We start from the raw sequence: 13,896 nt of genomic DNA on the forward strand, positions 1-13,896 counted from the left end.
TGGCTGCTGATGCCGTCGGCATGAAATGCCTTTCGCGGCGGCGGTGAGTGCCGCCGCCGCGAAAGAGGTTACTTTCCAGCCATGGCCTTCAGGTTGGCAGCATATTTGTCAACGTCATCCTTGCCGATGATCACCGTCGGGATGATGATCAGGCCATCGGCGGGAACGCCGGATTTGTCGCCCTTGAGGTAGGCGGCCATCAATTTCATGCCCTGATAGGCCCATTCGAACGGCTGCTGTACGACGGTTGCCGCGATCGTGCCTTCTTTGACGCCGCCGAGCGTGATCGGATCGTCATCAAAGCCGACGACGGTGATCTGGCCGAGTTTGCCGGCATCGCGCAGCGCCTCATAGATGCGCGGCGTGTTGTAGGAGTAGAAGCCGACCATGCAGGTCAGGTCGGGGCTGGCCACCAGCGCATCCTCGACGTTCTTTTTGGCGCGCGTCTGGTCGATGTCGTCACCACGAACGTCGACAAGCTCGATCTTGGTACCCTTGAGCCCTTCCTTCATCCCTTCGATGCGTTCGCGGGCGTTATCGGCGCCGAGCAGACCGACGAAACCCATGCACTTACCGCCGTCCGGCATCGCCTTCTTAGCGATTTCGGCGGCCTGCTTGCCAGCGTCGACGTTCGAGGAACCGATATAGGCAACGCGGTTGGTCTTCGGCGCGTCGCTGTCAGTGGTGAACAGAGCCGTCTGCGAGCCGATCTTATTGAGGCCGTCCGTCTGGGTCTTGGGATCGACAGCGGAGACCATAATTCCCTTGACGCCGGCGCTGACGAGATCTTCCATCAGACGCTGCTGAATGGCAACAGCCGCCTGCTCTGGATATTTCAGTTCCATCTGGTAGTCCGGCATTTCGCCCTGCGCCTTCTTCACGCCCGCCTCTGCGGCCTTCCAGAAGTCGGACGCTCCGTTGACGACGAATGCAAGTGTCGGCTTGTCGGCGGCATGCGATACGGCAGCCGGCGCCGCGCTCAGCATCAAACCGGCGAAGAACAGGGCTGCATTGCGTTTCAGCTGTTTCATAATACACCTCCCGAGGGGCCGCAGTCGCATGGGCCCGTTTTGACTTACGGCCGGCCGGATGCGCCCCCTCCCAGGGCCGTCGCACAGCGACGAGTGGCATTGGTTCCGATCGCTCCGTGACGGTATAGAAGAATTTTAATTAGTAAATAGTATTATCAATGCGGATCAAAACATTTCATCATGCACCGACCAGAATGCAATTTTGTACTGGCAATAGTCAGTAATCAGGTGAAATTGCAGCAGTTGATGCAATTGCCAGCGCTTTCAGATAGATGCTAATAGTAATTACCAAAACAGCGAACCCAAGCGAGACAGTTTTCGCGAATGCGACAAGCCAAGACCCATAAGAGCAATAAGTCCGCCGTGGACAAGCCTGCCCGCGTGACCATGATGGATATTGCCGCGGCGGCCGGCTGTTCGCAGGCGGCAGTCTCCTTCGTTCTCAACGACACACCCGGAACCCGTATCTCGCAGCAGACTCGCGACCGCGTATGGGAGGCGGCGCGGGCGCTCGGCTATACCGGGACGACTTATACAGCGAAGGCCTCTTATTCGGGACTGGACAATGTGATCGGTTTTGCGGTGGATCAGCTTGCCACCAGCCCGGAAGCGATCGTTGCGATCGAAGGCGCGCGGCAAGCCTCCTGGAACGCCGGCAATGTCTTGTTAGTCGCCCAAACGCTCAGTGATCCCATCATGGAGCCGAGAGCCATCCAGGCGTTGACGAGCGGCGGCATATCGGCGCTCATCTATATGACGATCTATACCCGCCAGGTCGAGCTTCCCTCCTATATCGGCAAGCTCAACATCCCGACGGTCCTCTTGAATTGTTATACGGCGGACCATGCTTTTCCAGCCGTCGTGCCAAGCGAGATCGCGGGAGGCCAGAGTTCCACCCGGCATCTAATCACGCACGGACACCATCGCATCGCGACGATCACCGGCGAAATCTGGATGCAGGCCGCGCAGGACCGGCTGACGGGATATCGCCGGGCGCTGGCGACCGCCGATATCCCCTTCGATCCGGAATTGGTCATCGAAGGCGACTGGTCAGCCGGCGCCGGCTATGCCGCCACGATGAAACTGCTTGCGCTGAAAGAGCCGCCGACCGCGATCTTCTGCCAGAACGACCGCACCGCCATCGGCTGCTACGAAGCGCTCAAGGATGCAGGGCTTCGCATTCCCCAGGACATGTCGGTGGTGGGTTATGACGACGAGGAAATTTCACGGCATCTCGTCCCCCCGCTGACCACTTCGGTCCTTCCGCATCTTGCCATGGGGCAATGGGCGATCGAACACCTCAACCCGGAAACCATGCCCGGCAAGCGCTATCCAATTGCCAAGCTCGAATGCTCGCTCGTCAAGCGCCATTCCGTCGCCGCGCCGCGGGCCGCGGCGCAGCAGATCCTCGATGGCGTTCACGCCTCGCCGTAGGATCGTCTCGCCCCGCGGCCCTGTATCGGTCACGCAGGAACGGCCAGCCGACCATACTTCGCCTAGGCCGTGCCACAGTCGTTCCACGAATACGGAACCATCTCCTGCCGCGGCGGTTTGGTAGGCACTCTCCAAGCACTTTGCCCCATGGAGCATGCTCATGGCTATACTTTCCTCCAGGGATAGAGACGCGGCCGCCTACCCGCTACAGTCGCTCTTTGTGCCTTTTCCCTTCGTCTGCTTTACGCTCGCACTCGCGACCGATATCGCTTTCTGGCGGAGCGGCAATTTGATGTGGCAGAATTTTTCCGCTTGGCTGCTATTCGCCGGACTGGTGTTCGGTGGGTTTGCGATTCTGGCCGGATTAATGGATCTGCTGCGTCCGCGCACCCGCCCGCTGCGGCCTCCCGTCCTGTCTGCCCTCCTCTACCTGATCATACTGGCACTCGCCTTTGCCAATAGCCTTGTCCATGCGGGCGACGGTTGGACGGCCGTGGTGCCTTATGGACTGATGCTCTCGGCTGCGACTTTTCTGTTCTGCCTCGTGGCTGCAGCCGTTTCTGCCCACAAATATGCCAGACTGGCCTGGAGGATATGATGATGAAGCCCCAGATCCTCGGCGCTTCCGTTCTGTCGTTATCAGTGGCCGTGAGCCTTGCGGCTTACGCGCAGAGCGGAAATTTTGATATTTCTCAGCAAATCGGACCAAACCCGGTCCTCCCGGATCCGGCTTTCTCCCTGCTTCCGGACCTAAAGGTGGCGGAGGTCGTCGGGTGGAAGGATGGCGAGGCGCCGGCCGCGCCGGAAGGCTTGACGGTCACGGCCTATGCCAAGGGCCTCGCCAACCCTCGGACGGTCCATACCTTGCCGAATGGCGACGTGCTGGTGATCCAGTCCCGCGGACCGTCTGTCGAACCGACCTCACGGCCGAAGGATTTCATCCGTGGCTGGATTATGTCCATCTCCCATGGCGATGTTGGTGAGAAGAAAGAAAGCAACATCATCACATTGCTGCGTGACACCAACCGCGACGGCACGGTGGACGAGACGCACGATCTCCTGAAGAAGCTGGATTCGCCGTTCGGCGTGGCGTGGATCGACAACACTCTTTATGTCGCTTCAACAGGTGCCATCCTCGCCTACCCCTACGAACTTGGGCAGAATGAAATCTCAGCCCAACCGAAGCTCCTGACCCCGCTTCCAGGTGGTCCGATCGATCACCATTGGACAAAGGATCTGGCGCTCAGTCCGGATGGAAAAATGCTTTACGTCTCGGTCGGCTCTAACTCAAACATTGTCGAGAACGGCCTTGAAGCCGAAAAGGGACGCGCGGCGATCTGGCAGGTCGATCGACAAAGCGGCGCAGCGCGCGTCTTCGCTTCCGGTTTGCGCAATCCGAACGGCCTGACCTTCAACCCCGAGACGGGCGCGCTGTGGACCGTCGTCAACGAGTGGGACGAACTTGGTCCGAACCTTGTTCCTGATTACATGACCTCGGTGAAGGAAGACGGCTTCTACGGCTGGCCTTGGAGCTATTATGGCCAACATGTCGATGCGCGTGTGCATCCGCCGCGGCCGGACATGGTCGATAAGGCGATCCCGCCGGACTATGCTCTGTCAAGCCACGTCGCGGCGCTCGGACTGACCTTCTCGATGAATTCGGCGCTTCCAACCGCCTATGCCAATGGCGCCTTCATCGGCGAGCACGGCAGTTGGAACAGGGACAGCTTCAACGGCTACAAGGTGGTGTACGTGCCATTCGAAAACGGCAAGCCATCCGGCAAGGCGCAGGATGTGGTAACGGGCTTCATCCAGGGTGACCAGGCAAAAGGACGGCCGGTCGGCGTCGGGATCGATGGGACCGGAGCCCTCCTGGTTGCCGATGACGCCGGCAATACTGTTTGGCGCATTGCTTCCTCCGACGGCAAAATCTCGCCGCAGCCAATCGGCACGGACCAGCTGTCGGCAAATCCGCAGGCCTCGACTGATGCGACCGGCAATCTGAATCCGGGTATTGGAACAGAAAAGACGAGTTCGACAGCGCAATCTCCTGCGCAAATGCAGATCGCCCCCGCTTCAGGACCTTAGAGCATGTCCGCTTATTTTCCGCTGGGCCGACAGATGAGGAGTCCGTCGGCCGAACTACCCTAACCGACCAAGATCGCAGCAAGATCCGCGGCGGTTCGTTCGTGAGCCCAGCCATGGAAAGTTTTCGATACGGGGCATTCCGAGTAACGGAGCCGATCGATGAAGTCTTTACAGAGAGCGTCACCTGACGTCCAATCCGTCGACGGCAAACGCGATGCTGACCGCACGGTTCACAGCCGCAGCAAGAACCGACATGTGGGTCTCGCCGGCATAAAGTTCGAACTCGGCACGCAATCCGTCGGCCGTGCTGCTCAATCGCTCCGCCATCTCCTGCGCCAAAAGGACCGTCCGCTCCGTCTTCCTCTTCTCCAGGCGTAGGGCGGCATCCTCGTTGCGATACTGAAAGGGCGCCAACTCGTCGCCCTCATATTCGCCGGCGGACAAATGCAAGAAGGCCGCATTTCTCGGAATGAGTTGACGTCGCGCCTCATTGTTGAGGATTTCACTGTTCTCCCAATAGATGGTCGGGCTGGCCGCGATCCAGTTGGCAAACAGACCTGGACGCTCGAACAGGGCATAAAGGGTAAAGAGGCCGCCGAAGGAATGGCCGAAAAGCGATCGGCGCTGCGGATCCAGGGTCACCATCTCCGCAATCCGGGGGATCAACTCGTTCTCGATGAAATCCACCAGTTTACCGGTCCCTCCGATGACCACCGGGGGGCCGCCCTCAACGAAGGGCGGATAAGATTTGACCGGTGGAGGACCGAGGTCCCAAGACCGGCGGAGCGCATCATAGGGCTCGTCGGTGGGATAGCCGATCGCCGCGATCACCCCCCAACCGACATTCGTTCCCGTGGGATAAGGCGCCTGCGTGACCAGACTGGCAGCCGCGAAGGGGAAAGTAGCGTTGCCGTCGGTCATCACCAGAAGCGGCCATCCTGCCGGCGGCGGCGTCTGCGCCGGAATCGACAGGAATATGCGATAGGGCTCGCCGCCTGCAGCCGGAGCCAGATCGAAAAAGCAGGTTCCGGGCATTGAATAGGCGCCGACGGGATCAGTCATGAGAACGGTTTCTGATGTTTGCATAAGAGGATCTGTCCCTCTCAATCGATAATGACGTGCGGCACGAAACGCGACAGGTTGGCGGTAATGCGCGAGCGGTCTTCGCGCACGGCAAGGCCGCAGGCGCGATCACCGACGACCCAGCTGCCGAGCACGGCGAAGCCGCCTTCGCTTTCGAAAAGCGGGGCATAGGCCTGGACGACGAAGCCTTCGTCGCCGTAATCGCCGGGAGCGGAAACAAATTCCCGGCCATCGCGGAATATCGTGACGTTCTCGCCCTCGCGTGACAGCAGCGGTTTGCGCACATAATCCGTCAAGGCAGAAGCCGCCGGGTCGTCGGCGAAATAGCTCGCCAGCAGGTTGGGGTGATTGGGGTGGCGCTGCCAGAGCAGAGGCAGAAGCCCCTTGTTGGAGAGCACGGCCTTCCAGGCGGGCTCGATGAAGACATCGCCGGAGCGCGCGAGTTCGCGGGCGAACGGCTCGCGCAGCATGAATTCCCAGGGGTAGAGCTTGAAGCAGCGGTCGATCACGCGATCCTGCAGGTCGGTATAGCGGCCCTCCGCATCGATGCCGATCTCGCCTATGTCGAGAAGCTCGACGCGATGACCGGCCTGCACTGCGCAGTCCATCAAATAAACGGTCGTGCCTCGATCCTCCTCATTGTCGGTCATCACGGCGAAGTGGAAGATCGGCCCTTTCGGAAATTGCTCGAACGCCTCGACAAGGCTTTCCTGCAGGGAATTATACTGATCCGCATCATTGGGCAGGGCACCCAAAGCCATCTGGTCGGTCAGCCAATTGTATTGGAAATAGGCTGTCTCGAACACCGAGGTCGGGGTATCGGCATTATATTCGAGCAACTTGGCCGGACCGGTGCCGTCATAGGCAAGATCGAACCGGCCGTAGAGGTGCCGGTCGCGGCGCTGCCAGGAGCGCTGCACCACATCGCGTAGATCCTCCGGAATGGCCAGCCGGTCGAGCGCCTCTTCGCTCCCAACGATATCACCGACCATATCCATGCACATGTCGTGCAATTCCTGGCTCGGCTCTTCGATCTGCGTCTCGATCTCATCGAGCGTAAACGTATAGGCGGCATCGTCGAGCCAGTAGGGCTCGCCATACATGACGTGAAAACCGAAGCCGACGGCCCGCGCCTTGTCACGCCAGTCGGGACGGGCCGGAAGGGTGATACGCTTCATGTCAACCGCCGAAACTGAACGACGAACGCCCCCCGAAGCCCTGACGGGCGACGGTGCGGGTGTTGACGTTGACAGGCTTGACGCTCTGGCGCGAGGGCGCGGTCACACTGTCGCTGCCCGCCCCGCCCGAGCGAACCGTCGTTGTCAACGTCTGCCCTGCGCGATTGCGATAAATCGGCGTCGAACCGTAGTAGTAGCCGTTCGCCTCCTGGCGCCGGCGATAATCGGAATAGTCGGTGATGTTGTTCAGTGCCGAAGACAGCATGTAGCCTGCCAGGAACGGCGTGAAGAAGCTGCCGCTATTGTTGGGAACTGAATTGGCCGGCTGTTCCGTGCATTGGCCCACGCCGTATTCGGCCTCGCAGGCCGCCATGCCGTTGAAACGTGGCGCGGTGGCGAGATGAGCCCGCATGGCATCCTGATAGCCGGCCTGGCAGACCTGCCGGTCCATGCCTGAGGTCACGCATTGGTCGACGGAGGTGAACATGACCTCCGAAGGCGTCTGGTCGCCGCAACCGGATAGCGCCAGGGTCGAGGCAGCGATAGTGCCAAGGGCGAGGAAAGGTCGTCTGTGCCCGCTCTTACGTCTGCGCATCGTTCCCCTCCCCTCAATAGGTCATGCAGGCGGCATTGAGAATACCGATGACCAGTGCGATGCCGCCGCCCCATATGCCCGCGGCGATATTGTCGGCCGTGATCTTCTCATGCAGGTCCGGCATGGTGAAATTCGCTATATAGAAAGCAAGGATCTGCGCCAGAATGCCGATCGCCGCCCAGATGATGTAGTCGATGATGCTGACCGAATTGGCCGCAGCCGACGCCAGCGGCAGGCTGAAACCGACAAGCGCGCCAAGGAATGCCGTGACGGCGGCGAGATTGCCGGCACGAATGAGCTCGACTTCCTTTTGCGGCGTCAGGAATGTGTAGATCACCGCGAAAACAGCGTAGGCGCCAAGACCGATGGCGAAATAACCAAGGAAGGCAGGCAGACCCGCCACGTAATCGAGCATTGAAAAACTCCTCCGTCAGAAATTGATAGGGTGTCAGACGCGGCGGACATCGGCGGGAGCCAGTCCGTAACCGATCAGAAATTCCACCGAGCTTCCCGCCTGGCTTTGTCCGAGGTCGAGGTCGCGCTCGACGTTGATCAGCAGCATTTCGCGGGTCGAGCCAAGCGGGCGATAATACAGCATGCAGGTCTGGTGAATGGAGCGCTGCACGTCGCCGTCGTCGACCTTTTCGACAAATTCCACCAGTTGCGCGCGTTCCGGCCCTTCGCCCCAGAAGCGGCTATAAAGGATACCGTCGGCATCGTAGGATGGCTGGCCGATCAGGCCGCCCGGCCCGGTCCAGCGGTGCCATTCGCTCTGCCCGGCAGGCACGACGCTGTCCCAGGATTGATAAAAGCTGATGTCGTCGACGGCGGCGCCCGGCTGGCCCGACGCCGACATCACCTGGATCATCCGGTGGTCTTCATCGTAGTAACGTGACAGAACCGTTGCGGCATCGAGCGAAATCTCGCCATAGCCGGCGATTATGAAGGGGCCGCTCCGCGGCAGCGGCATGGCCGGCTCGCCCCCTAAAGCCTCCGCCTCGAGGGAGAGGAAATCGATCTCCAGAGCTCCACCGATGGCGGCGCCCAAGGGGCCGAGTTCTCTGGGCAAGGGCTTTTCGTTCTTGTCTCTGCCGAACCAGCCGATCATGATGCGTCTCCCATTCGAGCCCAAGCGATGGCAGCGGGATCTAGCCGCATTCCACTGATGTAGTAAAGGGTCTCGCCGCCCCGCATCAGCACCTCGTCCCGGCAATTGAGGTCGGTGATGCCCTGGCTCATCAAGCCCACCAGTGTCACGTGATGCTCACGCTTGAGGCTTAAAAACACGTCTCCGTAGAGCAGCGGCCGTTGCAAAGGCGGCACCGGCAGCGAAAAGGCCGTGTCGGTGGAGGCAGCCGACAGCAGCCGTGCGGTGATCTCCGAAGAGCCCGGATCGCGGGCTGCACGCGACAGCAGCTCCTCGGCGAGCGAACCCACCGCCTCGACGCGCGGCCGGAGCTGTTTGACCATCTGGGCTGTGCGGTCATCGGCGAAATAAGCGACGATATGGGCATTGGGCGCATGGTCTTCCGCAATCAGCACGGCGGCCAACGTCTCGTCGTCATTTGCTCCGCGCGCGATGATCGCGCGGGCCTGCGCTACCCCGGCCCGCATCAGAGCGTCTGCATCGGCGAGCCGCTCGGTTCTGATATAGTCGGCGTAGTCGCTGGCGGGATTTTCGGAAAGCTCCTTGGCAACCAGAACGCTCATCGGTTCGTTGGCCTGCCGTTCGGCATGCAGCAGCCGCAGCGTCTGATGTGTCTGCCCCTCCTGCCAACCGAGGACGATGATATGGCCGGTGCGTTCGCTGTAGTCACCCAATCCGCGCATACGGTTCCTCCAGATCGTGCCGATCGTTGTCAACAATTTGCCAAGAACGGCGGTGAAGATGGCAATGCCGCCGGGAAGAACGAACAGGACAGCAATGATCCGGCCAAATCCCGATTTGGGGGAAAGATCTCCATAGCCGACAGTCGTTGCGGTCACCATATAGTAGTAAATAAAATCGATCGGATTGCCGACGAGATCGCCTTCGCCGACCAGCACAAAGAGCAGGTAGGAGGCGGCCAGGTGGATCACGAGAAGAATAAAAAGGGCCGACCAGGCCAATTCGCTGAGCGAGAGATATACACGCCGCAGTAATGAAGCGATAAATGGCACCCGATTCGCCCCCGTTCCCGATGCGTAACCTAGCGAAATTTATTTAGCGCGCCACCCCTTTAAGTGGCATATCGAATACCCAGATATTTTTCGAAATTCTAACCGATGGAGGACTTTTTGGAGACCTGGAACCTGACCACCTTAACGCGCCTGTTCGCCGCCGATCCGGAGGCACTCGGCGATGTCGACGTCGCCGTGCCCGAACAGGGCGACGTGATATGCGTCACCCTCAAGGAAAAAGGCGATCTCGACGTCTTCGTCGCGGTGAGCGGTGAGCGCGACATCCTTGTCAGCGCCGTTCTGTTGCCGTGCAAGGACGTACCCAATCGCCAGGCCTTCGAACGCATGGTGCTTAAGACGCACAAATTCGTGCCGCTTTCCAGCTTCGGCATCACCACCATCGACGGTGAGGAATGGTATGAATTGTTCGGTTCGCTGTCGGCACATTCGCCGGCCGACACGGTGGTCGAAGAGGTGGCGATTCTGGCGGCCAATGCCGTCGATGCGGCACATATGATTGAAGAATGGAAAAGCGGGGAGATTGCAGCGTGAGCACCTGGGGAAAGATTTTCACCGCCATTCGCGGCGGCATCAACGAGGCAGCGGAAGCCGCCGCCGACAACCAGTCGATGCGCATTCTCGACCAGGAAATCCGCGACGCCGAACAGTCGCTGCGCCGGGCGCGATCCGATCTGGCCGGCATCATGGCTTCCAACAAGAGCGTCATGCGCCGGCTTGAAGAAAACCGCGCCAAGGAGACCAAGGATACCGACAGCGCTCGCGCTGCGATCTCGGCGGGCCGTACGGATCTCGCCCAGGGTCTGGCGCAGCGCATCGCCACCAGCCGTGCCGAAGTGCAGCGCGACCAGGAAGAGCTCGATCGGCTGCTCCCCCGCCAGCAACAGATGCTGCGCACGATCCAGGACACCGAAGCCCGCATTGCGCAGATGAAGCGCGAGGTGGAGAACGTCAAAGCCAACGAGTCGCTGCTGCGCGCTCAGTCGGCGATCGCCCACAACCAGTCGGGCATCAACACCCGTCTCGGCAGCGCCGTCGAAAGTCTCGAACGCATCAAGAAACGCCAGGAAGTCACTGCCGGCCGCATCGAAGCCGGTGCCGAGCTCGCCGCACTGGAAAATGGCGGCGATCTCGATCGTCAGCTGCGCGAAGCCGGCATTGGCGGCTCCAGCCATTCGGCCGACGACATTCTGGCTCAATTGATGCTGCCGAGACAGCAGGCCGAGCCCGTCCTGCTGCCCGCCCCCACCGGCAAGAAAGACTGACAATCCCTGGGAACGGCAGCCTTGCCTGCCGTTCCCAGCACGTCTGCGGATTCGAGCGCGGGCTTGTTGGTTCTGGCAGCGGGAGGAGTTTATCGTCGTTATCGCGGCTGGATGCCCTTGTCAGACGGCTTCCCGTATCTTTTGGCGAGTTCCTACCTGCAAGTGATCCATCCCTCAATGTCAAATATTGACATTGAGGGATGGATACAGAACAATTTATTCAGAAATTTGAGGAGGGCACGGCATGACCAGCAGCCTGCATGTGAGCTTGCCCGATGAAATGCGCGCCTTCGTCGATATGCGCGCCAACGGGAAGAACCAGTACACAACGCCGAGTGAATATGTGCGTGCCCTTATTCGCGAAGATATGGCACGCGAAGAGGACCGCCGCTATGCCATTCGCTCGCTGCTGCGGGCGGAAGACGAATTCCGGCGCGGAGAGCTGCTGCCCCTTTCGGCACTGGATGCCGTCGACGCGGAACTGGATGAAGAATTGCGCTAGTGGCTCCGCGCATTCTCATCCTGCCGACCGCACTTGATAACTATCGGCTGGCGATCCGTGAAACGACACGCAAATGGTCCCCCGAACAGGCAAAGGTGTACGGCCGCCTGCTGCGGACGGGATTTGAAGACATTCCCGAAGCCTATGCCCGCATGAGGACAAAGAGCGACGAGCGCGTCGGGAATTCGCTCTTCCGATTGCACAAAATCGAGCACCATTACGCAGTCTACATTGTCGCTGACGATGCAACCTTCGTCATTGCCGCAGTCTTGCACGAGCGGATGGATATTCCCGCACAGTTGCGGACAACCGAACGAGTGACCGACAGAGAGTATGAAGCGTTGATGGGATATCCTCGGTCGAAGTCCTGAGCACGGTCGACATGAGCAGCCCACCGGACACAATAGTCTGGCATTCGCGGCCTCTTCCTCGTCTTCTTCCGCACGGGAAAGCCGCGCGCCATCCCCGACGACGACGCCGGCGGGCATAAGCGAGAGTATGTCGTCGTTTCTAATTGACGCCGAGAAACTGCTTCAGCTCTGCGGTCTGCGGATTGGCGAAGACCTCCTCCGGCCGGCCCACCTCGTGGACCCTGCCCTGATGCATGAAGACGACCCGGCTGCAGACGTCGCGGGCGAACTTCATCTCGTGGGTGACCATCAGCAGCGTCATCCCTTCCGCGGCAAGCTCGCGCACGACGGCCAGAACCTCGGCGACCAGTTCCGGGTCGAGCGCCGAGGTGATTTCGTCGCAAAGAAGGGCTGCCGGCTGCATGGCGAGCGCGCGGGCGATGGCGACGCGCTGCTGCTGGCCGCCCGAGAGTTCGTCGGGATAGGCGTCGAACCTGTGACCCAGCCCCACCCGCTCCAGCATCTTGCGGGCGATGGCCTCGGCTTCGGCCTTCGGGGTCTTCTTGACCACCGTCTGCGACAGCATGACGTTGCCGCCCGCCGTCAGGTGCGGGAAGAGGTTGAACTGCTGAAAGATCATGCCGATCTTGAGGCGCAGGGCCTTCAGATGCACTTCGTCATCGAGGAGCTGCGCGCCGGCCACGGAAATGGAGCCGTCGGTGATGGTCTCCAGGCCGTTGATGCAGCGAAGCAGGGTCGATTTGCCCGAACCGCTTTTGCCGATGATGGCGATGACCTCGCCGGCCTGCACATCGAGATTGATGCCTTTCAGCACCTCGGTGGCGCCGAAGCTCTTGCGAACTTCAGTGATTTCGATGAGCGACATTGAGCTTCCTTTCCAGGATCTGGCTGCTTTTCGACAAAGGCCAGCAGAGGGCGAAGTAAATAAGGGCGACGAGGCCGTAGACAGTGAAGGGCTGGAAGGTGGCGTTGGTGACCACGGTGCCGGCTTTCGACAGTTCGACGAAGCCGATGATCGAGGTCAGCGCCGTTCCCTTGACGATCTGGACGGAGAAGCCGACCGTCGGCGGTATGGCGACCCTCAGCGCTTGCGGCAGGATGACGTAGCGCATCTGCTGCAGCCTAACCATGCCGAGGCTGGCGGAGGCTTCCCATTGGCCTTTGGCGACCGATTCGACGCAGCCTCGCCAGATCTCGGCGAGAAAGGCAGCGCTCCACAGGGTGAGCGCCAATCCCGCTGCAAGCCATGCCGGCACGTCGATGCCGAAGAGGCCGAGACCGAAAAAGGCGATGAAGAGCTGCATCAGCAGCGGCGTACCCTGGAACAGCTCGATATAATATTTCGCAAGCAGCCTGAATGGCTTGCGCTTGCTGATGCGCAGGAACAGCAGTCCCAGCCCGACCGCGCCGCCGCCGGCGAAGGAGACGAGCGAAAGCAGGATCGTCCAGCGGGTGGCGAGCAGCAGGTTGCGCAGGATGTCCCAGAAGGTGAACTCGATCATCGTGCTTTTCTCCTCGGGAAAATCAAGCCGCCGACCACGCCCAGCACCTGCCGAAGCAGGATCGCCATCACCAGATAGATGGCTGTCGAGACGATGTAGGCCTCGAAGGCGCGGAAGGTTCGCGATTGTATGAAGTTCGCGGCAAAGGTCAGATCCTCGGCGGCGATCTGCGACACGACCGACGAGCCGAGCATGACGATGACGACTTGCGACGACAGCGCCGGCCAAATGCGCTGCAGCGACGGCACGAGAACGACATGGCGGAAGGTTTCGAAGCGCGTCATGGCGAGGCTCTCGCCTGCCTCGAACTGACCCTTCGGGGTTGCCTGGATGCCGGCGCGAATGATTTCGCAGCTGTAGGCGCCGAGATTGATGACCATTGCGAGGTTGGCGGCGGTCAATTCGGGAAGCTGGAGGCCGAGCGACGGCAGGCCGAAGAAGATGAAAAACAGCTGGATCAGGAATGGCGTGTTGCGGATCAGTTCGACATAGGCGGCAACGACAGGTTTCAGCCAGGCCGGGCCGAGTGCGCGCACCCACGCACAGACGATGCCGAGCAAAATGCCGAGCACTCCGCCGATCGCGATCAGCTCCAGAGTGACCAGTGTGCCCTTGATGATCTCAGAGTAATATTGAAGCAGCCAGCCGAATTCGAAATGATAGCTCAAG

At 60.4% G+C, this 13,896-nt stretch carries 17 protein-coding genes; 7 read left to right on the forward strand and 10 right to left on the reverse strand.

Annotation, left to right across the window (positions count from 1 at the left end; all coding sequences use genetic code 11):
• Window positions 1–68 precede the first annotated feature (68 nt).
• Entirely contained in the window at window positions 69–1,031 is a 963-nt protein-coding gene (locus tag AMK05_RS30760) for a sugar-binding protein (protein WP_064843990.1), read from the reverse strand.
• Window positions 1,032–1,355: 324 nt separating this feature from the next.
• Here AMK05_RS30760 and AMK05_RS30765 point away from each other — a divergent pair, with 324 nt between their 5' ends.
• The 3 genes from AMK05_RS30765 (at window position 1,356) to AMK05_RS30775 (ending at window position 4,553) form a co-directional block, all read left to right on the forward strand.
• Window positions 1,356–2,465, forward strand: coding sequence for a LacI family DNA-binding transcriptional regulator (locus AMK05_RS30765; protein ID WP_064843992.1), 1,110 nt, complete (start codon window positions 1,356–1,358; stop codon window positions 2,463–2,465).
• Between the two features lie 160 nt (window positions 2,466–2,625).
• Window positions 2,626–3,063 (forward strand): DUF2231 domain-containing protein, encoded by a 438-nt coding sequence (locus AMK05_RS30770; protein WP_064843994.1) that lies wholly within the window; start codon window positions 2,626–2,628, stop codon window positions 3,061–3,063.
• On the forward strand, window positions 3,063–4,553 hold the full coding sequence (locus AMK05_RS30775; RefSeq protein WP_082935804.1) for a PQQ-dependent sugar dehydrogenase: 1,491 nt from the start codon (window positions 3,063–3,065) through the stop codon (window positions 4,551–4,553). Before AMK05_RS30770 ends, AMK05_RS30775 begins: the two co-directional genes overlap by 1 nt.
• Before the next feature lie 180 nt (window positions 4,554–4,733).
• Here AMK05_RS30775 and AMK05_RS30780 read toward each other — a convergent pair whose 3' ends face one another.
• The 6 genes from AMK05_RS30780 to AMK05_RS30805 are packed head-to-tail and all read right to left on the reverse strand — an operon-like array spanning window position 4,734 to window position 9,569.
• Window positions 4,734–5,615, reverse strand: a complete 882-nt coding sequence (locus tag AMK05_RS30780; protein ID WP_064844974.1) for an alpha/beta hydrolase — start codon at window positions 5,613–5,615, stop codon at window positions 4,734–4,736.
• Window positions 5,616–5,656: 41 nt separating this feature from the next.
• Entirely contained in the window at window positions 5,657–6,814 is a 1,158-nt protein-coding gene (locus AMK05_RS30785; RefSeq protein ID WP_064843996.1) for a glutathionylspermidine synthase family protein, read from the reverse strand.
• Between the two features lies 1 nt (window position 6,815).
• Complete coding sequence (locus tag AMK05_RS30790; protein ID WP_064843999.1) at window positions 6,816–7,409, reverse strand: DUF1190 domain-containing protein; 594 nt, start codon at window positions 7,407–7,409, stop codon at window positions 6,816–6,818.
• 13 nt (window positions 7,410–7,422) lie between these two features.
• Window positions 7,423–7,824: a DUF350 domain-containing protein gene (locus AMK05_RS30795; RefSeq protein ID WP_054185218.1), complete on the reverse strand. Its 402-nt coding sequence runs from the start codon at window positions 7,822–7,824 to the stop codon at window positions 7,423–7,425.
• Between the two features lie 33 nt (window positions 7,825–7,857).
• Entirely contained in the window at window positions 7,858–8,517 is a 660-nt protein-coding gene (locus AMK05_RS30800; RefSeq protein WP_064844002.1) for a YjfK family protein, read from the reverse strand.
• A complete protein-coding gene (locus tag AMK05_RS30805) occupies window positions 8,514–9,569 on the reverse strand; it encodes an ion channel (protein ID WP_064844005.1) in 1,056 nt (351 codons plus the stop codon). The genes AMK05_RS30800 and AMK05_RS30805 overlap by 4 nt, the downstream gene beginning before the upstream one ends.
• A gap of 105 nt (window positions 9,570–9,674) precedes the next feature.
• On the opposite strand from AMK05_RS30805, the gene AMK05_RS30810 reads away from it, so the two are divergent.
• From AMK05_RS30810 to AMK05_RS30825, 4 genes are all read left to right on the forward strand, one after another.
• Window positions 9,675–10,121: a YjfI family protein gene (locus AMK05_RS30810; RefSeq protein WP_064844007.1), complete on the forward strand. Its 447-nt coding sequence runs from the start codon at window positions 9,675–9,677 to the stop codon at window positions 10,119–10,121.
• Entirely contained in the window at window positions 10,118–10,852 is a 735-nt protein-coding gene (locus AMK05_RS30815) for a PspA/IM30 family protein (protein WP_064844009.1), read from the forward strand. The genes AMK05_RS30810 and AMK05_RS30815 overlap by 4 nt, the downstream gene beginning before the upstream one ends.
• Before the next feature lie 244 nt (window positions 10,853–11,096).
• Window positions 11,097–11,354: a ribbon-helix-helix domain-containing protein gene (locus AMK05_RS30820; RefSeq protein WP_064844010.1), complete on the forward strand. Its 258-nt coding sequence runs from the start codon at window positions 11,097–11,099 to the stop codon at window positions 11,352–11,354.
• On the forward strand, window positions 11,354–11,725 hold the full coding sequence (locus AMK05_RS30825) for a type II toxin-antitoxin system RelE/ParE family toxin (protein WP_064844012.1): 372 nt from the start codon (window positions 11,354–11,356) through the stop codon (window positions 11,723–11,725). Before AMK05_RS30820 ends, AMK05_RS30825 begins: the two co-directional genes overlap by 1 nt.
• A gap of 139 nt (window positions 11,726–11,864) precedes the next feature.
• Here the strand turns inward: AMK05_RS30825 and AMK05_RS30830 are convergent, their stop codons facing one another.
• The 3 genes from AMK05_RS30830 to AMK05_RS30840 are packed head-to-tail and all read right to left on the reverse strand — an operon-like array spanning window position 11,865 to window position 13,895.
• A complete protein-coding gene (locus AMK05_RS30830) occupies window positions 11,865–12,590 on the reverse strand; it encodes an amino acid ABC transporter ATP-binding protein (protein ID WP_064844014.1) in 726 nt (241 codons plus the stop codon).
• A complete protein-coding gene (locus AMK05_RS30835) occupies window positions 12,568–13,227 on the reverse strand; it encodes an amino acid ABC transporter permease (protein ID WP_064844016.1) in 660 nt (219 codons plus the stop codon). Before AMK05_RS30835 ends, AMK05_RS30830 begins: the two co-directional genes overlap by 23 nt.
• A complete protein-coding gene (locus AMK05_RS30840; protein ID WP_064844018.1) occupies window positions 13,224–13,895 on the reverse strand; it encodes an amino acid ABC transporter permease in 672 nt (223 codons plus the stop codon). Before AMK05_RS30840 ends, AMK05_RS30835 begins: the two co-directional genes overlap by 4 nt.
• Window position 13,896: the final 1 nt, after the last annotated feature.

The sequence above is a fragment of the Rhizobium sp. N324 genome (assembly GCF_001664485.1).
Classification (GTDB): domain Bacteria; phylum Pseudomonadota; class Alphaproteobacteria; order Rhizobiales; family Rhizobiaceae; genus Rhizobium.

What these genes read in the sequence shown, in the direction of transcription:
- AMK05_RS30785 (WP_064843996.1), bottom strand. Translation starts at nt 6,814, where the DNA reads ATGAAGCGTATCACCCTTCCGGCCCGTCCCGACTGGCGTGACAAGGCG.
- AMK05_RS30760 (WP_064843990.1), bottom strand. Translation starts at nt 1,031, where the DNA reads ATGAAACAGCTGAAACGCAATGCAGCCCTGTTCTTCGCCGGTTTGATG.
- AMK05_RS30795 (WP_054185218.1), bottom strand. Translation starts at nt 7,824, where the DNA reads ATGCTCGATTACGTGGCGGGTCTGCCTGCCTTCCTTGGTTATTTCGCC.
- AMK05_RS30770 (WP_064843994.1), top strand. Translation starts at nt 2,626, where the DNA reads ATGGCTATACTTTCCTCCAGGGATAGAGACGCGGCCGCCTACCCGCTA.
- AMK05_RS30765 (WP_064843992.1), top strand. Translation starts at nt 1,356, where the DNA reads ATGCGACAAGCCAAGACCCATAAGAGCAATAAGTCCGCCGTGGACAAG.
- AMK05_RS30820 (WP_064844010.1), top strand. Translation starts at nt 11,097, where the DNA reads ATGACCAGCAGCCTGCATGTGAGCTTGCCCGATGAAATGCGCGCCTTC.
- AMK05_RS30810 (WP_064844007.1), top strand. Translation starts at nt 9,675, where the DNA reads ATGGAGGACTTTTTGGAGACCTGGAACCTGACCACCTTAACGCGCCTG.
- AMK05_RS30780 (WP_064844974.1), bottom strand. Translation starts at nt 5,615, where the DNA reads ATGACTGATCCCGTCGGCGCCTATTCAATGCCCGGAACCTGCTTTTTC.
- AMK05_RS30800 (WP_064844002.1), bottom strand. Translation starts at nt 8,517, where the DNA reads ATGATCGGCTGGTTCGGCAGAGACAAGAACGAAAAGCCCTTGCCCAGA.
- AMK05_RS30830 (WP_064844014.1), bottom strand. Translation starts at nt 12,590, where the DNA reads ATGTCGCTCATCGAAATCACTGAAGTTCGCAAGAGCTTCGGCGCCACC.
- AMK05_RS30835 (WP_064844016.1), bottom strand. Translation starts at nt 13,227, where the DNA reads ATGATCGAGTTCACCTTCTGGGACATCCTGCGCAACCTGCTGCTCGCC.
- AMK05_RS30775 (WP_082935804.1), top strand. Translation starts at nt 3,063, where the DNA reads ATGATGAAGCCCCAGATCCTCGGCGCTTCCGTTCTGTCGTTATCAGTG.
- AMK05_RS30790 (WP_064843999.1), bottom strand. Translation starts at nt 7,409, where the DNA reads ATGCGCAGACGTAAGAGCGGGCACAGACGACCTTTCCTCGCCCTTGGC.